The following is a 23,743-nucleotide window of genomic DNA, read 5'->3' on the forward strand; positions in this document are numbered from 1 at the left end:
GGTGGGACACATGACTGAGCAGGGGGTCCGCTGGACGGCGGAACAAGTACTGGCTCTGGCTCCTGACGACGCGTCTCGGAAGGCGGGAGGCAGGCTGGGTGGGGCGGGTCCGTGGTCGCAGACCGGAGGTTCCGCTTCCGGTGCGGTGTGGGGGTTGTGCAAGGGAAGTGGGAGGACGCCGTACCGAACGGTCGTGGACCTGACGGGCCCGGCGTACAAGTGCTCGTGTCCGAGCCGGAAGTTCCCGTGCAAGCACGCGCTGGGGCTGCTGCTGCTCTGGGCGGCGGAGGGGGTGGGTGATCCGGCGCAGGCGCCGGAGTGGGCCGGGGAGTGGCTGGAAGAGCGGGCGGCGAAGACGGCCCCGCCGGTTGACGCGAAGCCGGTGGACGAGGAGGCGGTCAGGAAACGGGCGGAGCGGCGGGCGGCCAGGATCGGGGCGGGGGTCGTCGAGTTGGAGCAGCGGCTCGCGGATCTGCTGCGGAGCGGCCTGGCCGGCCAGGAGCAGGCGGGGTACGGGGCGTGGGAGGAGACGGCGGCGCGGATGGTCGACGCCCAAGCGCCCGGACTCGCTGCTCGCGTAAGGGAGTTGGGGGCAATACCCGGTTGCGGCCCCGGCTGGCCCGCCCGGATGCTTGAGGAGTTCGCGCTACTGCACCTGCTCGACCGGGCTTGGCTGGGGGTGTCCGGGCTGCCGGAGCGGTTGGCCGCGACGGTACGGACCCGGGTGGGCCTTCCGCCTTCGGCGGAGGGCGAAGCCGTACGGGACCACTGGCTCGTGCTGGCCCAGTACGACTCGGTGTCCCCGGACGGCCGGCTCACCACCCGCCGGATCTGGCTGCGCGGGCTGGCGAGCGGGCGGCCGGCCCTGGTACTGGACTTCGGGCCGCCCGGGCGGGCTCCGGGGTTGGCGCTGCCGGTCGGACTGGTACTGGAGGCGGAAGCCCACTTCCGGCCCGGTTCGGCCGGGCTGCGGGCGGACCTCGGGGAACGGGGTGCGGCCGCGGTGCCGGGCGACCGGGTGCCGGCCGGGGTCAGCGCGCAGGCGGCTCTGGAGGAGTACGGGGCCGCGCTGCGGGAGGACCCCTGGCTGGAGTCGTGGCCGGTGGTGCTGGGTCCGGTCGTTCCGATACCGGGCGAGCCGGGCTGGCAGTTGGCGGACCCGGAGGGGGCGGCGGCGCTCCCGGTCCCGCTCGCGGGGGCCGGGAGCGGATCCCGGTCGGGGCTGTGGCGGCTCGCCGCGCTGTCGGGCGGAGGGCCGGTGACGGTGTTCGGGGAGGTCGGCCACCGGGGGTTCACGCCGCTGACGGCCTGGCAGCCGGATACACCGGAACCGGTGGCTCTGGTCTGACACCCGGAGCCGGCGCGGACACGCGGCCGTCGGTCGGCCGGTCGGGAAAGGCGGGAAGCGATCGGCGCGGGGGAGCGTCGGCGCTGGGGAGGGACCGGCGGCGCGGGGGCGTCGTCGTGCGGGACCGAGAAAGCCGGGGGGCTTTGATGAACGACAACCACGCCAGCTGACGGGCGTTTTGCGGCGACATTTCACCATAGTGCTCCGGTCCCGCGGAGGGGGCGGGACCGGAGCACGGCACGGCACGGCACACCACGAGGGAGGGGTCCGATGAAGACGGTTGGGGCGGTGCACGCCGATCACACGGCGCGGGCGGGACACGAGGAGCGCGGGGCGTACGCCGACTGGGACGAGCTGGTCGCCGCGGCGCTGCTCGGCACCGAGCGGCGCCGCGGCGGCTCCCCGGAGGCGCTGCTGGACGAGGCGGCCGTGCAGACCCTGCGGCGCCGGGCCGGGCTGCGGCCCGCCCGGGCGCGGGATATTCCGGAGGCGGCGCCGCGCGATCCGCGGCCGGAGCCGCCGGAAGCGGCCCGGCGGCGGCTCGCGCGGCTCCTGGCGGGCCGCGCCGGCGCGGGCGGATCGAGCGGGCGGCGGGGGGCCGCCCCGGATCTGACGGAGCTGCTGCCGCAGTGGATGGCCGCCGCGGTCCGGCACGGCTATCGCGCTCCGGTGGCGTTGGTGCCGGCGCTGCTGGACGCCGCCAAGGCCCGCACCGATCTGCGGCCGCATGCCCTGGCCCTGGCCGGGAGCCGGGGCCTGTGGCTGGCCCGACTGAATCCGGAGTGGCGGTTCGCGTTGCGCGGCACGGCGGGCGGCACCTTGGAGCGGCCCGACCCGGAGGACCGCGAGGGGGTGGAACGACTCTGGCAAGAGGGCCTGTTCGCGGAGCGGGTGGCTGTCCTGGGCGCCGTACGGGCCCACGACCCGGCCGCCGCGGTCCGGCTGCTCCGGACGACCTGGGGTACCGAACGGGCCGACGACCGGCTGATGTTCCTGGACTCGCTGCGGGTCGGGCTGTCCGACCGGGACGAGCCGTTCCTGGAGGCGGCCCTGGGCGACCGCAGCCGCAACGTCCGGGCGACGGCTGCCGAGCTGCTGTCGGCGCTGACGGGTTCGGCGCTGGCCGGGCGGATGGCGGAGCGGGCGCTGGCCTGTGTGGGCCCGGACGGGATCGATCCCCCGGCGGAGTGCGACGCGGGGATGCTGCGGGACGGTGTGGTGAAGCGGCCGCCCGCCGGGCGAGGGGAGCGGGCCTGGTGGCTGGGCCAGCTGGTGGAGGCGGCGCCGTTGTCCTGTTGGCGGGAGCGGTTCGGGGGGCTCGGCCCGGCGGAGATCGTGGCCCGGCCGGTGGCGGACGGCTGGGCGGAGGAACTGCATGCGGCGTGGTGCCGGGCGGCGGTGCGTCAGCGTGACGCGCGGTGGTCGAAGGCGCTGCTCGGCTCGGCGTCGGCCCCGCCCGCGGCAGGCCCGGGCACTGCCTCGCTCTCCGAACGGGCGAAGCTGCTGTCGGTCCTGCCGGACGGGGAGCGGGCCGAGTGGGTGGCCGCGTTCATACGGGCGCACGGGCTCTCGGAGGCGTTCCAGCTCCTCGGGGTGTGCGTCGTGCCGTGGGCGGGAGCGCTGGGCCGGGCGGTGGTGGACGCGCTGGACGCGGCCCGGCAGGCGGGCGGCTACCCGTGGAGCTTCAGCGGGGTGATGGGCCTGGCGGAACGCTGCCTCGACCCCGCGGACGCGTCCCGGCTGGAAGCCCTGACCAGGGCCCCCGGCGACCTCGCCGAGCCTGCGGAGCCCGCCGCGGGCGCGGCGGCGTACTGGGAGGAGGCGTTCCAGCGTCTGGCCTCCACCCTCCACCTCCGCGCCGCCATGCTCGCGGAGCTCGCCCCGCCCACCTGAGCGGGCTCCTCAGGCCGTGGCGCCGGCGGCGCGGGAGGGGCGGCGCCGGCGGCGCGGGAGGGGCGGCGGCGGAGGCGGCGGCCCCGGGGTCAGGGCCGGCGGATGTTCGCGTGGACCCAGTCCACGATGGCCGTGGTCGTGGCGCCCGGGGTGAAGATCTCCGCCACGCCCTTCTCTTTCAGCGGGGCGATGTCGTCCTCCGGGATGATGCCGCCGCCGAAGACCTTGATGTCCTCGGCGTCCCGCTCCTTCAACAGCTCCAGCACGCGTACGAACAGCGTGTTGTGGGCGCCCGAGAGGATCGAGAGGCCGATCGCGTCCGCGTCCTCCTGGATCGCGGTGTCCACGATTTGCTCGGGGGTCTGGTGCAGTCCCGTGTAGATGACCTCCATGCCCGCGTCACGCAGCGCACGCGCGATCACCTTGGCCCCGCGGTCGTGGCCGTCGAGACCCGGCTTGGCCACCACCACACGGATCGGACCGGTCACACCCATCGCACTGCCTCCCGAGTGAACGAACGTTAAGTACAGCATCGCGCACGAGCCCGTTTCGCGGTCAAGCAGGAGGGGGAAATCACACGTGGGAGCGTGGAACCACCGCCACTGGTTCACCGCCCCCGCCAACGATTCACGGGGAGCGACACCGAGTCGTCCCGCCACCGTGCCGACAGCCGCACGGCACGGAGGCGGGACACGTCGGCCGTACGGCCGCATTCCCAAGAGGCCCGGAGGCCGCCATGGGGCTGTCGATCACGCCGATATCCATACCCTTGACGTTCACCGTCTCGCAGTCGGCGGCGGCCCTTCGGGCAGCCGTCCTGGAGGCGGTGGTACTGACCGGACACCTGGTCCTGTACCCCACCGGGGTTCTCGCGGAGCGGCTCGCCGCCGAGGCGGCCGCCGGGTCGGCCGGGCAGCGCCCCCCGGTGCTTCTGCTGCACGGGTTCACCGACAACCGCTCGGTCTTCGTCCTGCTGCGCCGCGCGCTCGCGGCGGACGGCAGCCGGCGGGTGGAGACGTACAACTACTCGCCCTTCACCCGCGACCTGCGCACCACCGCCGCGCACCTGGCCCGCCGCGTCGAGGAGCTGTGCGAGCGCAGCGGACAGGAACAGGTCGACCTGGTCGGGCACAGCCTCGGCGGCTTGGTGGCCCGGTACTACATCCAGCGGCTCGGCGGCGACGCCCGCGTGCGCACCCTCGTCACGCTCGGTACTCCCCACTCCGGCACCAGCGTGGCGCCCTGGATGGACGCCCACCCGCTGGTCCGCCAGATGCGGCCGGGTTCGGAGGTCATGAGGGAGCTTGAGGCGCCCGCCCCGGGGTGCCGGACCCGCTGCGTGGCCTTCTGGAGCGAATTCGACGCGCTGATGACCCCGCCGGGGACGGCCCGCCTCGACCACCCCGACCTGATTGCCGAAAACGTGCTGGTCACCGGAATCGGCCACTTGGCGCTGCCCGTACACCCCACCGTCACCGGCGCGATCCGGCGCACCCTGGACGGACCGCTCGCGCGGTCGTCGTCCCCCGGCGAGGAAACCGAAGTGCGCCGCATCGCCATCTGAGCCAGTACTGCAACGGGGGGCGCGGGCAGGGGCACGGTGGCGGGGCAACACCGGACGACTCGCAGTCGAACGAATATCGAACTCAAGGCCAAGGGTCGGTGTGCACGGGACCGAAAGACAGCCGAATGCCCGGTTCCCGCGAGGCCGAAACCCTCCGAAGATTGTCGTCTCCAGTAACCGCCGGGTACAGTCGCGCCACTGCTCTCCTCCGGGGAACCTCCAATTCCCCGGCCACCCAGGCCCCCACTGCCGAGGCGAAAGAGAAGTTGGTGAACGACCGCCCCTCGTCGGGCCAGTACCCCGAAAACGGGTACGACGGCCTCTCCACCACCACTTTCGCTGGCGACCAACCCTACGTTTCCTATGAAACGCAGGGCCAAGACGCCAACTACGGTGTATCCAACGGTTACGACACCTACGGCTCGTACCAGTCGACCGGCACCTACGACGCCACCGCCTGGACCGGACAGGAGAGTTACCTCTCCTCCGTCCCCCACCAGAGCGCGCCGGAGGACACCACGGGCCAGTGGGACGCGAGCGCCTGGAACGACGGCAACACCGCCGCGTACCAGCCGACTTCCTTCGGCTACGACACGACGGGCACCGAGCAGTCCGCGGACCCGACCGCCCAGTGGAACGTGTTCCCCGCGTACGGCCAACAGGACACCGGCACTTACGACGCCACCGCCTGGAACACCGGCCACACCGACGGCTACGACAGCGCCCCCCACACGGGTACGGCGCACACCGGTTATGACGCCTACGCGTACGAAGCGACCAGTGTCGTCCCGACGGTCGTGCCGCAGGACAACCCCTCGGACGCCGCCGACCTCCACGCCGCCGAGACCGCCGTCTTCGAGGTCCTCTCCGACGAGGACGGTCCGGAACCCCTGGCCGCCGTGCACACCATGGCCACCCAGACGATGCCGGTGACGCCGGCGGAGCCGCGCGCCTCGCGCCGGGCCGGCAGCGCGAAGTCGAACGGCACCAAAACCACCAATTCCAAGGCGGCCAACTCCAGGGCCACCGGCGCCAAAGCGACCGGCGGCAGCAGCCGCCGACGTACGCCGGCGAAGCGTTCCGCCCTGCTGACCGTCGCCGTGCCCTCCGCCTGCGTCATGGGCGTCGCCGGGGTCGCGGCCGCCTCGGTCGGCGGCCTCACCGGCACCGATCAGCCCGCCAAGGACACCACCACGATGGCCGCGGCCGACCCGGCCTCGGTGAAACCCGTCGCGGCGAACAACAAGCTGGACACCCAACTCACCGCGCTCAGCGCGGACGCGGGTGACTTCGCGGACCGTGCGAGCCGCACGCAGGAGCGCCTCGACCTGAAGCAGCGCCAGGAAGACGAGAAGAAGAAGCGGGCCGAGGAGGCCGCGGCCAAGGAGGCCGCCCGCCCCAAGTTCGCCCTTCCCGTCACACAGCACGGCCTCAGCGCCGGGTTCGGGCAGGCGGGCGGCATGTGGATGTCCGTGCACACCGGCATCGACTTCCCGGTCTCCTACGGCACTCCGGTCATGGCCGCCACCGACGGCACCGTCCGCACGCAGTGGAACAGCGCCTACGGCAACATGGCCATAGTGACCTCGCCCGACGGCACCGAGACCTGGTACTGCCACCTCAGCAGCACCAAGATCCGCTCCGGCACGGTCAAGGCCGGTGACGTCATCGCGTACTCCGGCAACTCCGGCAACTCCACCGGCCCGCACCTCCACTTCGAGGTACGCCCCGGAGCCGGCTCCCCGATCGACCCCCAGGCGTGGCTGCGCAACCGCGGCCTCGACCCGACATAGGCCTCCCCGAACCCCCGGAACAACGGCCCCCGGCCGCCGGCCCCCGCACCTACGGAACCGACCGGAAACCGACCGGGCGAACCGGCCTTGCCGGCCCGGCTCGGGGAGGGCCCCGAGCGGCTCCCTACAGCTTCTGCACCGGCGCGTAGCGCAACAGCAGCCGCTTCGGCTTGTCGTCCCCGAAGTCGATTGTGGCCTGTGCGTCCGCGCCCGCTCCCCGGACCTCCATGACGGTTCCCAGGCCGAACTGGTCGTGGGTGACCCGGTCTCCGACGGTCAGTGCGATGACCGGCTTGTCGGTGGCCCGACGCGTCGCGAAACCGGAGGGACCCGACTTCGTGCGCGAGGAGGACAGGAACGCCTCGGGCGAGGTCCCGAACGAGGCCCTGCCACCGCCCGACCCGCCGGCCGACCCGCGCAGGGGACCGGCCGGCTTCTGGGAGGCGCCCGTCCGCTTCCACTGCAGGTACTCCGCCGGGATCTCCTCCAGGAAGCGGGACGGCGGGTTGTACGAGGGGGTGCCCCACGCGCTGCGCATCGAGGAGCGGGTCAGGTACAGCCGCTCGCGCGCCCGGGTGATGCCCACGTACGCGAGGCGCCGCTCCTCCTCCAGTTCCTTGGTCTGGCCCAGTGCGCGCATGTGCGGGAAGACCCCGTCCTCCATGCCCGTCAGGAACACGACGGGGAACTCCAGGCCCTTCGCCGTGTGCAGGGTCATCAGCGTGATGACCCCGGTGCCCTCGGTGTCCTCGTCGGGAATCTGGTCGGAGTCGGCGACGAGCGCGACCTGCTCCAGGAACTCCGCCAGGGTGCCGCCGGCGGCACCGGCCGCCGGGGTCCCGGCGTCGTCGTCGTGGGCCTGCTCGAATTCGAGTGCCACCGCCGCGAGTTCCTGGAGGTTCTCGATCCGCGTCTCGTCCTGCGGGTCGGTCGACGCCTGCAGTTCGGCGAGGTAGCCCGTGCGCTCCAGGACCGCTTCCAGCACCACCGCGGGGCCCGCGCCGGATTCGACGATCGTGCGCAGTTCCTCCATCAGCGCGTTGAAGCGCTTGACGGCGTTGGTGGATCGGGCGGCCATGCCGAACGCCTCGTCCACCCGCCGCAGCGCCTGCGGGAAGGTGATCTTCTCCCGCATGGCGAGGGCGTCGATCATCGCCTCGGCCCGCTCGCCGATGCCGCGCTTGGGGACGTTGAGGATGCGCCGGAGCGGGACGTTGTCCTCGGGGTTCGCCAGTACGCGCAGGTACGCGAGGATGTCGCGGACCTCCTTGCGCTCGTAGAACCGGACACCGCCGACGACCTTGTAGGGGAGGCCGACGCGGATGAAGATCTCCTCGAACACGCGGGACTGCGCGTTGGTCCGGTAGAAGATCGCGACGTCACCGGCCTTGGCGTCGCCCGCGTCCGTCAGCCGGTCGATCTCGTCGGCGACGAACTGGGCCTCGTCGTGCTCGGTGTCGGCGACGTAGCCGGTGATCACGGCTCCGGTTCCGGCCTGGGTCCAGAGGTTCTTGGCGCGGCGGTTCTCGTTGCGCTCGATGACCGCGTTGGCGGCGGAGAGGATCGTCTGGGTGGAGCGGTAGTTCTGCTCCAGCAGGATCGTCGTCGCGTTCGGGTAGTCCTCCTCGAACTGGAGGATGTTGCGGATGGTCGCGCCGCGGAAGGCGTAGATCGACTGGTCGGCGTCGCCCACGACGCAGAGCTCGGCGGGCGGCAGGTCCGGGTAGCCGGTACCGACCAGCTCGCGCACCAGCGTGTACTGGGCGTGGTTGGTGTCCTGGTACTCGTCCACCAGCACGTGGCGGAAGCGGCGCCGGTAGTGCTCGGCGACATCGGGGAACGCCTGGAGCAGGTGCACCGTCGTCATGATGATGTCGTCGAAGTCGAGGGCGTTGGCCTCGCGCAGCCGCCCCTGGTACATCGCGTACGCCTGGGCGAGTGTCTTCTCAAAGCCGTCAACGGCTTGGTCGGCGAACGCCTCTTCGTCGATGAGCTCGTTCTTCAGGTTCGAGATCTTGGCGTTGAACGCCTTCGGCGGGAACTTCTTCGGGTCCAGGTCCAGGTCGCGGCAGACGAGCGCCATCAGGCGCTTCGAGTCGGCCGCGTCGTAGATCGAGAACGAGGAGGTGAAGCCGAGCCGCTTGGACTCGCGGCGCAGGATGCGGACGCACGCGCTGTGGAAGGTGGAGACCCACATGGCGTTGGCGCGCGGGCCGACGAGGCCCTCGACGCGCTCCTTCATCTCGCCGGCGGCCTTGTTGGTGAAGGTGATCGCGAGGATCTGGCCGGGGTGGACGCCACGGGCGGCCAGCAGGTGCCCGATGCGGTGGGTCAGCACCCTGGTCTTGCCGGAGCCGGCGCCGGCCACGATGAGCAGCGGGGAGCCCGCGTGCACCACGGCGGCGCGCTGCTCGGCGTTCAGCCCCTCCAGGAGCGCCGCCGGGTCGATGACGGGCTTGGGTGCCCCGTTGCGGTAGTAGGCGTCCCCGGTCATGGGTACGTCGAACCGGCCGCCGAAGAGGTCGTCCACGCCCGGCTCGGGGGCGGGGTGGTCCTCGGGCGGCGGCGGGACCTCGTCGGAGGGGGAGAGGTCCGCCAGGAAACTGTCGTCAAAGAGGCTGCTCATCGCTTTCCGAGTCTAGGGGGCGGGACCGACAGCCGGTCCCGCACCGGGAAATTTCACAGGGCCGCCCCCCGGGACATAGACCCCGCCCTCCGGACACAGACCCGCCCCCGGGACACGGACCCGCCCGCCCACCCACCCGCCCGCCCACCCACCCGCAGCGAAAGCGCGGCGCCTCAGCGCAGCACCAGCGCCAGCAGCCCCGGGAAGCACCGTTCCAGGTCGTCGCGGCGCAGCGCGAGGTACTGCCGGCGGCCTTCGGGGCGCTGGCAGATCACACCGCTCTCCCGCAGCGTCCGCAGGTGGTGGGTGACGGACGAGCGGGGCAGGTCCGGGACGACCTCGCCGCAGAACGCCTCCTCGCCGGAGGCGAGCCTGCGGACGATCTCCAGTCGGGCGGGGTGCCCGAGTGCCGCGAGGACCTCCGCCAGGTCGAGGGCGTCGGCGTCGGCGTGGGTGGGTTCGGCTGCGGCCATGGCCCCACTGTACGCAAATCCGGTACGGACATTGACCCACCGTACGAAGATCCCGTACGGTTCCGTCGTGCCCACCGTACGAGATCTTCGTACGGTTTCGCCCCGACCGGAGGACTCCCCCCATGCCCAGCCCCGCACCCCTGGACGACGCCGCCCTCGCCGCCTCCCTCGACGGCGGCTTCACCAGCCACCACGCCGACGTCAACGGCACCCGGCTGCACTACGTCGACGGCGGCGCCGGCCGGCCGCTCGTGCTCCTCGGCGGCTGGCCGCAGACCTGGTGGCAGTGGCACAAGGTGATGCCCGCTCTCGCCCGCGCCCACCGCGTCATCGCGGTGGACCTGCGCGGCATGGGCGGCTCCGCCAAGCCCGAGGGCGGCTATGACAAGAAGACACTGGCCGCCGACGTCCGCGCCCTCCTCGCCCACCTCGGGATCGAGCGCGCCCACCTCGTGGGCCACGACATCGGCGCGATGGTCGCCTACGCCCACGCCGCCAACCACCCCGAGGCCACCGACCGGATCGCCCTGCTCGACGTCTCCCACCCCGACCCCGGCTGGTACGAGGGCACGCTCCTCCCCCGTCCCGGCCGGTTCCACAAGTGGTGGTTCGCCTTCAACCAGGTGGAGGACCTCCCCGAACAGCTCCTCGCCGGCCGCTCCCACCACCTTCTGGACTGGCTCTTCGCCCGCGCCGCCGCCGATCCCGCCACCATCGACGCCCACTCCCGCGCGGTCTACGCCCGCGCCTACGACTCCCCCGAGGCGATCCGGGCGTCCAACGACTGGTACCGCGCCTTCCCCCAGGACATCGAGGACCTCGCCGGCTACGCCCCGGTGACCGCCCCGCTGCTCGCGCTCGGCGGCGAGTTCAGCAACTACGACCTGCTGACGGAAGCGGTGCCGCCGCTGGGCACCGACACCCGGGTGGTCCGCGTCGACGAGAGCGGCCACTACCTCCCCGAGGAGCGGCCGGAGGTCGTCGTACAGGAGCTGCTCCGCTTCCTCGGCTGACGGCCGGCTGCCCCCTCGGCTGACGCCCGACCTGCCCACGGGCCGCCGCCGGCCGCCCCGTACGCTCGACGCCATGGACGTACTGATCAGCGTTTTCCTCGCCCTGCACATCATCGGCATCGCCTCGCTCCTCGGCGGCTTCCTCACCCAGATGAAGGCGATGAGCGCCGGCACCGCCCGCTTCGTGCCCGCGATGCTGCACGGCGCGCTGACGATGCTGGTCACCGGCGTACTACTGGTCGGCTTCCGGGAAATGGACGGCGGCACCGTCGACAACATCAAGATCGGTGTGAAGCTCGCGATCCTGTTCGTCGTCCTGGCGCTGGTCTACGTCAAGCGGGACGAGGAGCGGGTGGACAAGGCGCTGTTCGGCGCGGTCGGCGGTCTGACCATGGCCAATATCTTTATCGCCGTCCTCTGGCACTGATCGCTTGACACCGATCGTCCAACGCCACTGACCGCTCAACCCCGATCAGTTCGGGGCATCTCGTCATCTCCCCGTTACCTCCAGGTTTAGCGTCCTCCCCCAAGACCGACGGAAGGACGTGAGGCCCCCGTGGCCAGTCATCGAAGGCCCAGGCAGCGCCCGCTCTCCCGCGGCCCCGTACGGACCGCGGCCACCACCCTCGCCCTCGCGGGCGCTGCCACCGCCACCGCCTTCGAAGGCACCTCCCAGGCCGAACCCGTCCAGACGCCGACCCAGGTCAAGGCCGAGGTGGACCGGCTCTACCAGGACGCCGAGGCGGCCACCGAGCGGTACAACGGGGCGAAGGAGAAGGCCGACGAGGCCGAGCGCGAGCTGTCCGGCCTGCGCGACGAGGCCGCCCGCCGGGCCGACCGCCTGGGCGCGGCCCGCAGCGCGCTCGGCGCGCTCGCGGCCGGCCAGTACCGCAGCGGGGGCCTGGGGCCCACCGTGCAGCTCGCGATGTCCGGGAACCCGCGGGAGTACCTCGACCGGGCCGCGTTCCTCACCCGGACCGGGGACCGCACCGCCGCGCGGGTGGCCGCCGTACGCCGGGGGCTCGACGAGGTCGACCGGCTGCGCGACCAGGCGTCGGGGCGGCTCGCGGAGCTGCGGACGCGGCGGGACGAACTCGCCGCGGCCAAGGCGGCCGTCGAAGGCAAGCTGAACGCCGCCAAGCAACTGCTGAACAAGCTCACCGCCGAGGAACGGGCCGCCTACGAGGCCCGGTCCGCGCCCGCCGGTACGCAGGGCCCGCTGCCGGTCCCGGCGGGGGACGGGAGCCGCGCCGCCCGCGCGGTGGCGTTCGCGTACGGGGCGATCGGCAAGCCGTACGTCTGGGGCGCCACCGGACCGGGGTCCTTCGACTGCTCGGGCCTCACCCAGGCGGCCTGGGGCGCGGCCGGGGTCGCGCTGCCCCGCACCACCTACACCCAGATCAACGCCGGACAACGCGTCTCCCGCGACCGGCTCGCCCCCGGCGACCTGGTGTTCTTCTACTCCGGGGTCACACATGTCGGACTCTACGTCGGAGACGGCAAGATGATCCACGCCCCGCACCCCGGGGCGACGGTCCGCGTCGCGCCGATCGACTCGATGCCCTGGGCCGGCGCGGCCCGCCCCGCGTAGACCCGGACCTCCCGGCCTACGGCGCCTTGACCGTCTTGCTCAGCCAGTCGAAGGTCTGCGGGATCTGCTTGGACCACGACTCCAGGTTGTGGCCGCCGGTCACCTTCTCCGCGTGCACCGTGGTCGGGCTCTTCGCGATCGCCTTGAGGTCCATGCCGGACAGGTAGCCGTCCTGCTCGGCCCCCGACATCCACAGCGAGACCGGCGGCGGGGCGGGCGCGGCCGTCAGCACGTTCTTGAGGTTGTGCGTGCGGCGCAGCTCCGGGTCCTTGGCGACCAGCGACGAGGGCTCCTGGCCGGGGTCGTTGTAGCCGGACAGGGAGACGGCCGCGCTGTACCGGTCGGGGTGGTTCATCGCCAGCTTGGCGGCGCAGTACGCGCCGGCCGAGTACCCGGCCACTCCCCAGGTGCGGGCCTCGGGCGAGACCCGGAAGTTGTCGGTGACCATCTTGCGGACGTCGACGCTGAACCAACTGTCGGCGTTGACCTTGCCGGGGATGTTCGCGCAGCCGGTGTCGGCGTTGCCGAGCAGCATGGCGCGCGGCGAGACGAGGACGAAGGGCTGTACCTTGCCGCTCTTCATCAGCGGTTCCAGCACCTCGTGCGCCTTCAGGCCCTGGAACCAGGACTTGCCGGTTCCCGGTATGCCCGGGATCAGCTCGACCACGGGGAACTTCTTGTCCTTGTAGGCGGGGTCGTTGTACTGGGGCGGCAGCCACACCATGACGTCGCCCTTGACCCCGGAGACCTTGCCGTCGAGTTCGGTCTTCTTGACCCGGCCGCCGAGCCCCTCGACCGGCTGGAAGTCCTGGCGCACCTTCGGCTCGGCCTCGACCTTCTTCCCGCCGAGTCCGTCCGCTCCGAGGTCGGGGGCGGCGGTGACGTAGCTGCCGGTGCCGAGCAGATCGCCCCACGAGGCGTAGAAGGTCTCCTGCCGGTTCACCGCGACGAACACCAGCGCGACCGCCGTGACCTGGGCGAAGCCCACCATCAGGGCTCGCGTGGCGACGCGTGCGACGACCGGGCCGCGCACCCTGCCCCACACCAGCAGGGGCAGCAGTACGGCGAGCACGGTCAGGGCGATCGCCGTGGCGAACAGGGGGGTGCCGGTCAAGCTCATCACGAGTGCCAAGAGACCCGGCGCCCGCACCGGGGTTCCCGTTCCCCGGTGCGTCGTTGATCACAGGCAGCGCGGCGGGACGACGCCCGTCACACCGGGGGACGGGCCGTCACACCAGGCGGCGGGCCGTCGCCCAGCGGGTCAGCTCGTGCCGGTTGGAGAGCTGGAGCTTGCGCAGGACGGCGGAGACGTGCGACTCGACCGTCTTGACGGAGATGAACAGCTGCTTGGCGATCTCCTTGTAGGCGTAGCCGCGCGCGATCAACCGCAGCACCTCGCGCTCGCGCTGCGTGAGCCGGTCCAGGTCCTCGTCCACCGGCGGCGCGTCCGTCGAGGCGAACGCGTCGAGCACGAAGCCCGCCAGGCGCGGCGAGAACACCGCGTCCCCGTCCTGCACGCGGAAGACGGAGTCGACCAGATCGGTGCCGGTGATGGTCTTGGTGACGTAGCCGCGCGCACCGCCCCGGATGACGCCGATGACGTCCTCGGCCGCGTCCGACACCGACAGGGCCAGGAACCGCACCGGGTTCTCGGCCGCCGCCATCAGCGGGGCGCAGCGCCGCAGCACCTCGACCCCGCCGCCGCCGGGCAGGTGCACGTCGAGGAGCACCACCTCGGGGCGGGTGGCGGTGATGACGGTGACGGCCTGGTCGACGTCGGCCGCCTCGCCGACGACCTCGACGCCGGTCCGTGCGGTGTCGCCGATCTCGGCCTGTACGCCGGTGCGGAACATCCGGTGGTCGTCGACGAGCACCACCCGGACGTTCCTCGTCTGCTGCGCCCCGCTGTCCTCGGTCATGCCGCCCTCTCCATCTCCAGCTCGACTTCCGTGCCGCCGTCGGGCGCGGACCGCAGCCGTGCGGTCCCGCCGTGGCGCCGCATCCGGCCGATGATCGATTCTCGTACGCCCATGCGGTCGTCCGGTACCGCGTCGATGTCGAAGCCCGGTCCCCGGTCCCGTACGGACACGAACACGGTGCGGCCCTCGACTTCCGCGTAGACCTGTACGGGTCCGCCGTCGCCACCGTACTTGGCGGCGTTGACCATCGCCTCGCGCGCGGCCTGGACCTGGGCGGCCAGCTTCTCGTCGAGGGGGCAGTCGCCGACGACGACGACCTCGATGGGAACGCCGTGGTGGTCCTCCACGTCGGCGGCGGTCTTCTTCACGGCCTCCGCGAGGGTGCCGGGTTCCTCGGTCTCGTCCTTGCCGGTGCCCTCCGGCTTGTAGAGCCAGTTCCGCAGCTCGCGTTCCTGGGCGCGCGCGAGGCGGCGCACCTCCCCCACGTCCTCGGCGTTGCGCTGGATCAGGGTGAGGGTGTGCAGCACGGAGTCGTGGACGTGGGCGGCCACTTCGGCGCGTTCCTGGGCACGGATGCGCATCAGGCGTTCCTCGGAGAGGTCCTGCGTCATCCGGATCAGCCACGGACCGGCGAGCAGGGCGACGCCGACGAGGACGGCGAGGGTGGCGGTGAGGACGTTGCCGAGTTGGGCGGCGGAGCCCTGTACGACGATGAAGACGGTCAGGCCGACGCCGACCAGCACGACGCCGGCGAGCGCCCGGCCGGCCTGGAGCAGGCGCTTCTGGCGGCCGGCGGCGGCGCTCCAGTGGGCGCGGCGGGCGTTGTCGGCCTGCCGCCACACCAGGACGACCCCCGCGCCGACCAGCAGCGTCGGCCAGACGTAGCGGCCGTTGGAGCCGCCGACCCGGAGTTGGGAGAAGTAGATGGCGGCGCCGACGCACAGCGCTACCAGGGCGGTGATCTGCCCCTTGTCGGGCTTGCGCAGCCGTCGGGTGCCGTCCGCCAGGGTCTCGAAGTAGGAGCGGTGGCCGGTGCGGCCGCCCACGCCCAGCGGTACGAAGACCCAGAACGCGGCGTACAGCAGCACGCCGAGGCCGTCCCCCCACATGAACATGGCGAGGAAGACGAGCCGGACCCAGATCACGGGCAGCCCGAGGTGCCCGGCGAGTCCGCGCGCGACCCCGCCGAGCATCCGGCCGTCGGCGCTGCGGTACAGCTTGCGGTGCGGGAGGTCCTCGGGGTCCTTCGGCGCGTTCGGGAGGCGGGGGACGGCGGCTACGGGCATGTCACCGATGGTCACATGCCGGCGGTGCGGGGTCATCAGGGCGTTCCCCCAGTTCGACCCGGGGGATATCAGGGTTGTCCCAGGGTCGGGCCGGATGTCCCGGGCCCCGGCGGCCGTCACCATGGACGCATGACCGACGTACACGACTCCCCGCCGCAGGACACCGGGGCCCCTGCCCCGGCCGGGCGTCCGGCGCTGCGCCGCAGCAAGCACGACAAGGTCCTCGCGGGCGTGTGCGGCGGTCTCGGCCGGTACTTCGACCTGGACCCGGTGGTCTTCCGCATCGTGCTCGGCGTCCTCGCGGTCACCGGAGGCGTCGGTCTGATCTTCTACGGGTTCGCCTGGCTGCTGCTCCCCCTGGACGGCGAGGAGGACTCCGAGGCGAAGAAGCTGCTCACGGGCCGGGTGGAGGGGGCGACCCTGGCGGCCCTGTTCGCGGCGCTGGTGGGCTGTGCGCTGTTCCTGTCGATGCTGGACAACGGCGGCCTGGGCGTCTTCTCCATCCTGGTCGTCCTGGCGCTCGGCGCGGCCGCCTACTGGTCCCGCCGGCACCGCGCCTCGGCGCCGCCGGAGCCCGCTTCCCCCGAGGCCCAGCGGGTCGCCGCGCACCGGCCGGTGCCGCCGCCCGAGACGCAGGCGCCGCCCGTGCCCGGCAGCCCGTCCTGGTGGCGGGATCCGCTGGTCAAGGACGGCACCACCGGTCCCGTCGGCTCGACGGGCTACCTGTGGGGGCCGGACGACAGCGTGGCCGGTGCGAGCGGTCCCGCCCCGGCGGTCGCGGCGCCGTCCTCGCGGGCGGTACGCCGGGGAAGCGGGATCGGCGGCAGGGTGTTCGTGCTGGCGGTCCTGGCGGGTGGCAGCGCCTGTGCGTCGGTGTGGCGGGGCAGCACCCTCTCGCACGCCCTCCAGGTCGGGCTGGCCGCCGCGCTGGCGGTCTTCGGGCTGGGCCTCGCGGTCAGCTCCGTCAAGGGCCGCACCGGCCTCGGCACGATCCTGCTGTCCCTGCTCACGGCCGGGCTGCTGGCGGGGGCGGCCGTACTGCCCCGCGACATCAGCACCGACTGGCACGACGTGCGGTGGCGGCCGGCCGCGGTGACGGACGTACGGCCGCTGTACTCCTCGGGGACCGGGCTCGCCACCTTGGACCTGAGCCGGCTGGACGTGCCGAAGGGCAGCACCTTGACCGTCCGGGCGTCGATCGAGGCAGGCCGGCTGAAGGTGGTCGTGCCCCGGGAGGTCACCGCGAGGACCGACGTCTCGATCCGGGTGGGCGACATCCGGTTCCCCGGGGAGACGAGCCGGGACGTGCGGATCAAGAGCGGTGGCGAGACCCGGCAGGCGACCCTGCCCCCCGCCGCCGGCACCGAGGCCGGCGGGACGATCGAGCTGCACCTGGACGCGGGTGTGGGACAGGTGGAGGTGGCCCGTGTGGCGTCATGAGTTCCAGCCCGGCAGGCTGATCGCGGGCCTGGTCCTGCTCGCGGGCGGTGTCCTCTACCTGCTCGACGCGACGGGTGAGGCCGACGCGCCCTGGTACGCCGTCGTCCCGATGACGATCGGCGGTTTCACCCTCGCGGCCCTGGCGGGGCTGGTGACCTACGCCGTGCGCCGGGACCGGCGGGAGCGCAACAGCGCGTCCAGCGACAGGTAGGGCGCCCCGGCGAGCACCAACGGCAGCCAGGCCATCAGGTAGGCCAGGTCGTTGCCGTAGTAGTACGGGGTGACGGCCCAGGAGACCGTGAGCCACAGGCTGAGCGAGATCAGCGCGCCTCCGGTGGCCGCGATCCGGGTCAGCAGGCCCGCGAGGACGCCGAGGCCGACGAGCAGTTCACCGATGGCCAGGGCCACGGCGAAACCGACGGGGGACTTGAGGGCGAGGTCCACCAGGGCGGGCACAGCGGCGGTGTCCCGTACGCCGTGCATCAGCTCGCCGATGGAACCGGGGCCGGAGGCGGAGAGGAACGCGGAGTCGGTGAGCTTGTCCAGACCCGCGTAGACGAAGGTCACGCCCAGGAAGATCCGCAGCGGGAGGAGCGCGTACCGGGCGGCGACGCCCCGCACGCCGGTTCCGGCCTCGGGAGGGACGTCGGCCGCAGAGACATCAGTTCGGTTCACGCCCCATGTGTACCCGCTTCATTCGGCCACGTCGATGGCGCAACGGTTGGATTCCACTCCGGCGGCTGTGACCACTTGGATCTCGACCCGGCCCGGTTCCACTTCCGCCGGGACGGGCACGGTCAGCACCGTGTCCGACGGGTTGGTGAAGCCGCCCGCCACCGGCACCAGCGGCACATGGACGTGCACGGCCCCGATCCGCACCACCAGCCGGGCCAACATCTCCGGCGTCTGTGCCCCGGGCGGTACGAACCCCACGCCCCGGATCTCGATGTCGTCGCCGGGGCGGACGGCCGCGTCCAGGTCGCCGGGTTCCCGTCTGCGCACCACCGACAGCACCAGGGGGCGGCTGCCCTCCGCGTACTTCGCCGCGAGGTACACCGCCGCCGACAGCGCCACGAGCAGCGTCAGCGCCCACGGCAGCCTGGGCAGCCGGTCCGGGAAGCGGGCCAGCGACACCGCCGCGAAGGCCAGCACCACCGTGGAGACCAGTACGTACTGGGCGTCGGGGAAGCTGCCCCGCCCGGCGTCGTCGGTGAGCAGGTCGGCGCCGCTGGGGTGGTCGGCGGGCAGCTTCTGCAGCCGCTGGCCCATGATGCGTACGCAGACCACCCGGCGCACCAGCACCGCGACGCCCGAGGTCAGCGCGAGCACCGCCAGCAGTGGCAGGGCCCGCCCGAGCGCCAGCCCCGCGTACAGGGCCTCGCGTTCCGGTCCGGGCGAGGAGGCGGCCAGGCGCAGCGCCGGCAGCAGCGCGGCGAAGGCGGTCAGTACCAGCCAGGCGACGGGCACCGCCTTCGAGGTGGACAGCCGGTTGTCCTCGCCGACCAGCGGGGCCAGCAGCCCGCCGCGCAGCGACTGCGCGCGGGCGGCGACGGTCAGCAGCCCGGCCAGTACCAGCGCCGCGAGCAGTCCGGCGGTGCGGGCGGTGGACCAGCCGTTGCCGAGCGCGGTGCCGATCTCGACGACCAGCAGCACCCCGGCGGTGATCCACAGGGTGAGGACGGCGCGTCGGGAGAGCAGGTACAGCCAGGAGTGGCCGGCCTCGCGGCCCCGGTCGGCGACGGTGCGCGCGGACAGGGTCAGCTCGTCGGAGACCCACTGGCGCGACGCCCCGGCGGAGCGGGCCACCGCGGCCGGCAGCCCTTGCCCGGCGGCGAACTCCTCCCGCTTCTCCAGGAACGCGGCCACCGCGCGGCGGTGGCCCTCCCGGGCTCCGTGCGGGCAGTCGTCGCAGGTGCAGGTGCCGCCGTGGGTACTTCGGGGGATCTCTTGGACAGCCACGTGCGTGCCGCCTCTCTGAACTCCGGTGCGATGCCAGCGAATTGTGCACCACTGCGGCACTGCTCCGGATTGCGCACGATGTCAGAGCAGGTGATTAACCGTTCATGATGTTGACGTCACCCGTCCGGCGGCCCTCCGCGTCACGCTGCGGGGGCGCGTCCGCCACGGTCTGCCACAGCGGCTGGTAGCTCACCCAGGCGGCCAGGTCCGTCCCGAACCGCTCCCGCGTCGAGACCGCGGCGCGGTGGTCGACGGGCACCGGTTTCCCGGCCGCCCGCGCGATCAGTTGGACCTGCGCCGCCCGCTCGGCGGCGATGAACCACCAGGCGGCCGCGTCCACGGAGCCGCCGACCGTCAGCAGCCCGTCGTTGCGCAGGATCAGCGCCTTGTACGGGCCGAGCGCGCGGGCGATCCGTACGGGGTCGCGGGGCTCGGTGTACTCGTCGAGGAGCGCGTGGTCCTCGAAGAAGGCGCAGGCGTCGCGGGAGACCGGGGCCAGCAGTTCGCCGAGCGCGGCCAGTGCCCTGCCGTACGGGGCCTGCGCGCGGACCACCGCCACCACCTCGGGGCGGGCGCGGTGCACGGCGGCGTGCGCGGCGAAGGCCAGTTGGTTGACCCGTCGGGCCCCTTGGAGCACCTGTCCGTCCCCGTCGACGAGCAGCAGGTCGGCGGCGGTCAGGGAGGCGAAGGCCCGGCCGAAGGGGTTCACCCAGTAGCAGTCCTCGAACTCGGGGTCGCGCGCGCTGAGGTGCCCGCCGACCCCGTCCTCGTAGCCGAGCCGGGCGAACAGCCGCAGCGCCCCGGCGAGCCGTTCCCTGCGGTGGGCGCGTTCGCGCGCTGGGTCCGTGTGCGCGGGCGGCAGCTCGAAGCGCAGCTTCTCCGCGGGCACGGGTGCGGGTCGTTCGGCCATGGCCCTCCCTCCTCCGGTCGCGGCGCAAGGTACCGGCGGGCGCCCGAAGAGGCCATACACGCGGCGAAGCCGCCGTTCCCCATCAGGGGAGCGGCGGCTTCGTCAGCGGGTACGGGCGGGGATCACTCCCACTCGATGGTGCCCGGCGGCTTGCTGGTGCAGTCCAGGACCACGCGGTTGACGTCCGGTACCTCGTTGGTGATGCGGGTCGAGATCCGGGCGAGCACCTCGTACGGCATGCGCGTCCAGTCCGCGGTCATCGCGTCCTCGGAGGAGACGGGGCGCAGCACGATGGGGTGGCCGTAGGTGCGGCCGTCGCCCTGGACGCCCACGCTGCGCACGTCCGCGAGCAGGACGACCGGGCACTGCCAGATCTCCCGGTCCAGACCGGCCGCGGTGAGCTCCTCGCGGGCGATGGCGTCGGCCTCGCGCAGCAGGTCCAGACGCTCCTTGGTGACCTCGCCGACGATGCGGATGCCGAGGCCGGGGCCCGGGAAGGGCTGGCGGTGGACGATCTCGTCGGGCAGGCCCAGTTCCTGGCCGACCATCCGGACCTCGTCCTTGAAGAGCTGGCGCAGCGGCTCGACGAGCTCGAACTCGATGTCGTCGGGCAGGCCGCCCACGTTGTGGTGGGACTTGATGTTGGCCGTGCCGCTGCCGCCGCCGGACTCGACCACGTCCGGGTACAGGGTGCCCTGGACCAGGAACGCCACGGCCGGGCCGCCCTCGGCCTCGGCGATGATCTCGGCCTGGGCCTGCTCGAATACGCGGATGAACTCGCGGCCGATGATCTTCCGCTTGGTCTCCGGGTCGGAGACGCCCGCGAGCGCGTTCAGGAAGCGTTCCTGCGCGTCGACGACCTTGAGCTGGACGCCGGTCGCGTTGACGAAGTCCTTCTCGACCTGCTCGGTCTCGCCCTTGCGCATCAGGCCGTGGTCGACGTAGACGCAGGTCAGCTGCGAGCCGATGGCCTTCTGGACGAGGGCGGCGGCGACGGCGGAGTCCACGCCACCGGAGAGGCCGCAGATGGCACGCTTGTCGCCGACCTGCTCGCGGATGGCCGCGACCTGTTCCTCGACGATGTTGCCGGTGGTCCAGGTCGGCTTGAGGCCCGCGCCGCGGTAGAGGAAGTGCTCCAGCACCTGCTGGCCGTGCGTGGAGTGCATGACCTCGGGGTGGTACTGCACGCCGTACAGCTTCTTCTCGTCGTTCTCGAACGCGGCGACGGGGACGACGTCGGTCGAGGCGGTGACGGAGAAGCCCTCGGGGGCGGCGGAGCAGGCGTCGCCGTGTGACATCCACACCGACTGGCTCTCGGGGGTGCCCTCGAAGAGGGTGGAGCCGGCCTTGGACACGGCGAGCGGGGTACGGCCGTACTCGCGGGCGCCGGTGTTGTCGACCTGGCCGCCGAGGGTGGTCGCCATCAGCTGGAAGCCGTAGCACATGCCGAAGACGGGGACCCCGGCCTCGAAGATCGCGCTGTCCAGCTGCGGGGCGCCCTCTTCGTAGACGGAGGACGGGCCGCCGGAGAGGATGATCGCCTTGGGGTCCTTGGCCAGCATCTCGGCCACGGGCATGGTGCTGGGCACGATCTCGCTGTAGACCCGTGCCTCGCGGACGCGGCGGGCGATGAGCTGGGCGTACTGTGCGCCGAAGTCGACGACGAGAACCGTGTCCGGGGCGCTGTCGTGGGCGGCGGAGGGTGCTTCTGGCACGGGGGCGGCCTTCCGGCGGAGAAAAGGTGGCTGTTTTGTCGATTCTAACGGCGGCGGCACCCACTGCTTTGTCGTACCGTCCGAGGACCGCGGACCGTGACGCACCGCGACCCCTCGGTCACAGCGAGCGCCGCGCGTCCCCGATCACCCGCTGCGCGTCGGCGCCGTAGACCGCGGACTCGCGGAGGGTGTTCCAGACGCGGTCGTACGTCGCGACACTGTCGGCGTCATCGAGCCACATCTCCGCGTGCCAGTCCTCCACGATCACGAGCCGCTTGTCGTAGATCCAGAAACCGTTGCCGGGGTGGATCTTCAAAGGGTTCGAGAACGGAATGACGCCCAGTTCGACCGTGTCGAGGCCGATGACGCTCAGCAACCTGTCGAGCTGCGCCGCGAGGACCGCGGGGGGACACACGAGGGCGTGCAGCGCCCCTTCCCACATCATGATGTGGTGCCGCTTGGCGGAGTCGTACAGCGCTTCCTGGCGGCGTACCCGCGCCCGCACCGCGGCCTCGGTGTCACGGGGCGACTGCATGAGGTCGGCGTGCCGGGTGAAGACGGCCCGGGCGTAGTCGGCCGTCTGAAGCATGCCCGCGACGAGGCAGTTCTCCCAGATACGCAATGTGGTGGTGCGGGCGTGCTCGGCGGTGATGGCGTCCTGCACCGCTCGATGTCCGGAGGCCAGTTGGCGGCGCCATGAGCGGATGTGGGACTCGAAGCCCTTGAGCCGCGCCTGAAGTTCGTCGGTGGCGTCCGGGCTGCCGGTCGCTTCCGCCCAGGCCCGCAAATCGTCGGCCGTCGCGGTCTGCCGCCCGTTCTCCAGCTTGTAGACCTTGGAGTGCGTCCAGCCGAGCAGCTCCGCCAGCTGTGTACCGGTGAGCCTGCCCGCAGGGCCCGATACCCGCAGGTCTCGGAGCCTGGCCCCGAGCGCGGCCCGCGCCTTCTGAAAGTCTGTGCTCACCGGTCACACGCTACTTACGGGCCGCCTAGCCGGCCAGGCCCGCCGCGAACGCCTCGTAGCGAACCGCGTAGTGCCATGCCGCGTCGCGAATCTGGGCGTAACGGTTGACGGCCACCGGCTCGGTGATCAGCTCCACGTCGACCAGGTTGTCGGCCTCATCGAAGTTGAGGAGGGCCACGAACCGGGAGTCGAAGATCCAGAAGTCTTCGGCGGGCAGCCGCAGGTGGTCCGCCTCCTCCCGCCAGAGGTTGCGGATGTCCTCACCCACGGCGCAGTTCCGCTTGGCATTGTCGAGCAGATAGAGCTGCCCCGCAGACGGCGGGTTGTCGACGATCCGCACCCGCTCGAAGCGTTTGCCCTGATCCGTCTGCCCTCGGACGGTACGGGACCAGGCGTCGTCGTAGTCCCACTGCACGGGCTCACCGGCCACGAACTGGGCATAGGTCTCGGTGGCCTCGTCCGACGCGAAGCGCCGCCTGGTCTCCAACCTCCAGGCCGTGTGCTCGAAGTTCTCGAAGAGCCGCCCGAAGGCGTCGAGGTCGATGACGTGCGGAACCCGCTCCGCCTCCTTGGGGCCGAAGTCCACCAGCAGTTCCCTGGGGACCACGACCGGGACCTAGCCCTCACCGAGGTACTGGAGCTGCTCGATGTCCTCCGGGTCCGTGAGTGGCCTTCCCTGGACGACGATCTCCCCGCTGTCCAAGTCCTGGTGCAGGGCGGGACAGCCACCGCCGCCCGAGCCCGTGCCGTTGAAACGCAGTCGCCGCGCCATGAACTCGCCCCTTCTGTCGGGAACTTCCACGCCCAGCATTCACGGAACCCGGACGCCACGGTAGGTCATACCCAAGACCACGTGGGAACATCCGAGAACATCTCACCGGGGTGCGAGAACAATCGAGAACACGGCCTCGCGGCCTCAAGTCGCCATCCCTACCGTCCATTTCATGGCAACGCAGACCACCATGAGCCCCCCGGTCCACCTCTCCCTGCCCGCCGGCGCGCCCAGACCCGCGGCCGGGTGCGATGTGTGCGCCGCGCTCGCGAGGCAGCGGTCGGAGGCGTACCGGAACGGCGACCGCTCGGCGGTGTCGGACTGCAATGTGGAGATCGTCGCCCACCGCGGGCGGGACGGGTGCTGAGGCGGCCGGTGTACGGGTACGTCGCGCACACCATCCGGCACGCGCCCGAGGGCGGGATCACCCACGAGGCGTTCTGCACGGCCCCCCACTGCGGGGCCGACTCCGGGCCGCAG

Annotated in this window: 21 protein-coding genes and 1 pseudogene; 10 read left to right on the plus strand and 12 right to left on the minus strand. The window is 72.3% G+C overall.

From position 1 onward, the window contains the following. Positions 1 to 10 precede the first annotated feature (10 nt). A complete protein-coding gene (locus tag ABZ934_RS13650; protein WP_361312325.1) occupies positions 11 to 1,348 on the plus strand; it encodes an SWIM zinc finger family protein in 1,338 nt (445 codons plus the stop codon). A 270-nt stretch (positions 1,349 to 1,618) separates the two neighbouring features. Continuing rightward, the gene (locus ABZ934_RS13655; protein ID WP_361312326.1) at positions 1,619 to 3,241 is read left to right on the plus strand and encodes a DUF5691 domain-containing protein; all 1,623 of its coding nucleotides are present in this window, start codon (positions 1,619 to 1,621) and stop codon (positions 3,239 to 3,241) included. An 89-nt stretch (positions 3,242 to 3,330) separates the two neighbouring features. Here ABZ934_RS13655 and ABZ934_RS13660 read toward each other — a convergent pair whose 3' ends face one another. Then, complete coding sequence (locus ABZ934_RS13660) at positions 3,331 to 3,735, minus strand: cobalamin B12-binding domain-containing protein (RefSeq protein ID WP_361312328.1); 405 nt, start codon at positions 3,733 to 3,735, stop codon at positions 3,331 to 3,333. A 242-nt stretch (positions 3,736 to 3,977) separates the two neighbouring features. Here ABZ934_RS13660 and ABZ934_RS13665 point away from each other — a divergent pair, with 242 nt between their 5' ends. Together ABZ934_RS13665 and ABZ934_RS13670 are read left to right on the plus strand one after the other, a co-directional pair. After that, positions 3,978 to 4,805, plus strand: a complete 828-nt coding sequence (locus ABZ934_RS13665) for an alpha/beta fold hydrolase (RefSeq protein ID WP_361312330.1) — start codon at positions 3,978 to 3,980, stop codon at positions 4,803 to 4,805. 125 nt (positions 4,806 to 4,930) lie between these two features. Further along, positions 4,931 to 6,598: a M23 family metallopeptidase gene (locus tag ABZ934_RS13670; protein ID WP_361312332.1), complete on the plus strand. Its 1,668-nt coding sequence runs from the start codon at positions 4,931 to 4,933 to the stop codon at positions 6,596 to 6,598. Positions 6,599 to 6,722: 124 nt separating this feature from the next. Here ABZ934_RS13670 and pcrA read toward each other — a convergent pair whose 3' ends face one another. Together pcrA and ABZ934_RS13680 are read right to left on the minus strand one after the other, a co-directional pair. After that, positions 6,723 to 9,224 carry a DNA helicase PcrA gene (pcrA, locus tag ABZ934_RS13675; protein ID WP_361312333.1) on the minus strand — a complete coding sequence of 834 codons (2,502 nt, stop codon included), beginning with the start codon at positions 9,222 to 9,224 and terminating at the stop codon, positions 6,723 to 6,725. Between the two features lie 173 nt (positions 9,225 to 9,397). Continuing rightward, entirely contained in the window at positions 9,398 to 9,697 is a 300-nt protein-coding gene (locus ABZ934_RS13680) for a helix-turn-helix domain-containing protein (RefSeq protein ID WP_361312334.1), read from the minus strand. A gap of 122 nt (positions 9,698 to 9,819) precedes the next feature. On the opposite strand from ABZ934_RS13680, the gene ABZ934_RS13685 reads away from it, so the two are divergent. The 3 genes from ABZ934_RS13685 (at position 9,820) to ABZ934_RS13695 (ending at position 12,301) form a co-directional block, all read left to right on the plus strand. Further along, positions 9,820 to 10,710 (plus strand): alpha/beta hydrolase, encoded by an 891-nt coding sequence (locus ABZ934_RS13685; RefSeq protein WP_361312335.1) that lies wholly within the window; start codon positions 9,820 to 9,822, stop codon positions 10,708 to 10,710. Between the two features lie 73 nt (positions 10,711 to 10,783). Continuing rightward, entirely contained in the window at positions 10,784 to 11,137 is a 354-nt protein-coding gene (locus ABZ934_RS13690; RefSeq protein WP_361312337.1) for a hypothetical protein, read from the plus strand. A 129-nt stretch (positions 11,138 to 11,266) separates the two neighbouring features. Further along, on the plus strand, positions 11,267 to 12,301 hold the full coding sequence (locus ABZ934_RS13695) for an NlpC/P60 family protein (RefSeq protein ID WP_361312339.1): 1,035 nt from the start codon (positions 11,267 to 11,269) through the stop codon (positions 12,299 to 12,301). 16 nt (positions 12,302 to 12,317) lie between these two features. Here the strand turns inward: ABZ934_RS13695 and ABZ934_RS13700 are convergent, their stop codons facing one another. From ABZ934_RS13700 to ABZ934_RS13710, 3 genes are all read right to left on the minus strand, one after another. Beyond that, the gene (locus ABZ934_RS13700) at positions 12,318 to 13,421 is read right to left on the minus strand and encodes an alpha/beta hydrolase-fold protein (protein ID WP_361312596.1); all 1,104 of its coding nucleotides are present in this window, start codon (positions 13,419 to 13,421) and stop codon (positions 12,318 to 12,320) included. Positions 13,422 to 13,530: 109 nt separating this feature from the next. After that, a complete protein-coding gene (locus ABZ934_RS13705) occupies positions 13,531 to 14,220 on the minus strand; it encodes a response regulator transcription factor (RefSeq protein WP_361129670.1) in 690 nt (229 codons plus the stop codon). Further along, entirely contained in the window at positions 14,217 to 15,506 is a 1,290-nt protein-coding gene (locus ABZ934_RS13710; protein WP_361312598.1) for a PspC domain-containing protein, read from the minus strand. Before ABZ934_RS13710 ends, ABZ934_RS13705 begins: the two co-directional genes overlap by 4 nt. Positions 15,507 to 15,635: 129 nt before the next feature. Between ABZ934_RS13710 and ABZ934_RS13715 the strand changes: the two genes are divergently transcribed. Continuing rightward, entirely contained in the window at positions 15,636 to 16,946 is a 1,311-nt protein-coding gene (locus tag ABZ934_RS13715; protein ID WP_361312340.1) for a PspC domain-containing protein, read from the plus strand. Continuing rightward, positions 16,933 to 17,157, plus strand: a complete 225-nt coding sequence (locus ABZ934_RS13720) for a hypothetical protein (RefSeq protein ID WP_361312342.1) — start codon at positions 16,933 to 16,935, stop codon at positions 17,155 to 17,157. The genes ABZ934_RS13715 and ABZ934_RS13720 overlap by 14 nt, the downstream gene beginning before the upstream one ends. Here ABZ934_RS13720 and ABZ934_RS13725 read toward each other — a convergent pair. The 6 genes and pseudogenes from ABZ934_RS13725 to ABZ934_RS13750 form a co-directional block, all read right to left on the minus strand. Next, positions 17,103 to 17,567: a DoxX family protein gene (locus ABZ934_RS13725; RefSeq protein WP_361312600.1), complete on the minus strand. Its 465-nt coding sequence runs from the start codon at positions 17,565 to 17,567 to the stop codon at positions 17,103 to 17,105. The genes ABZ934_RS13720 and ABZ934_RS13725 overlap by 55 nt on opposite strands. Positions 17,568 to 17,639: 72 nt before the next feature. After that, positions 17,640 to 18,905, minus strand: coding sequence for a hypothetical protein (locus tag ABZ934_RS13730; protein ID WP_361312344.1), 1,266 nt, complete (start codon positions 18,903 to 18,905; stop codon positions 17,640 to 17,642). Between the two features lie 94 nt (positions 18,906 to 18,999). Next, complete coding sequence (locus ABZ934_RS13735) at positions 19,000 to 19,815, minus strand: class II aldolase/adducin family protein (RefSeq protein WP_361312346.1); 816 nt, start codon at positions 19,813 to 19,815, stop codon at positions 19,000 to 19,002. A gap of 122 nt (positions 19,816 to 19,937) precedes the next feature. Continuing rightward, complete coding sequence (gene guaA, locus ABZ934_RS13740) at positions 19,938 to 21,530, minus strand: glutamine-hydrolyzing GMP synthase (protein ID WP_361312348.1); 1,593 nt, start codon at positions 21,528 to 21,530, stop codon at positions 19,938 to 19,940. Positions 21,531 to 21,648: 118 nt separating this feature from the next. Beyond that, complete coding sequence (locus tag ABZ934_RS13745) at positions 21,649 to 22,491, minus strand: helix-turn-helix transcriptional regulator (RefSeq protein ID WP_361312349.1); 843 nt, start codon at positions 22,489 to 22,491, stop codon at positions 21,649 to 21,651. Between the two features lie 25 nt (positions 22,492 to 22,516). Further along, positions 22,517 to 23,263, minus strand: a pseudogene (locus ABZ934_RS13750) (DUF6879 family protein). A 172-nt stretch (positions 23,264 to 23,435) separates the two neighbouring features. Here ABZ934_RS13750 and ABZ934_RS13755 point away from each other — a divergent pair. Continuing rightward, the gene (locus tag ABZ934_RS13755; RefSeq protein WP_361312351.1) at positions 23,436 to 23,630 is read left to right on the plus strand and encodes a hypothetical protein; all 195 of its coding nucleotides are present in this window, start codon (positions 23,436 to 23,438) and stop codon (positions 23,628 to 23,630) included. The last annotated feature ends 113 nt before the right edge of the window (positions 23,631 to 23,743 follow it).

Origin of the sequence: Streptomyces sp. NPDC046557 (assembly GCF_040645975.1) — a bacterium.
Lineage (GTDB): Bacteria > Actinomycetota > Actinomycetes > Streptomycetales > Streptomycetaceae > Streptomyces.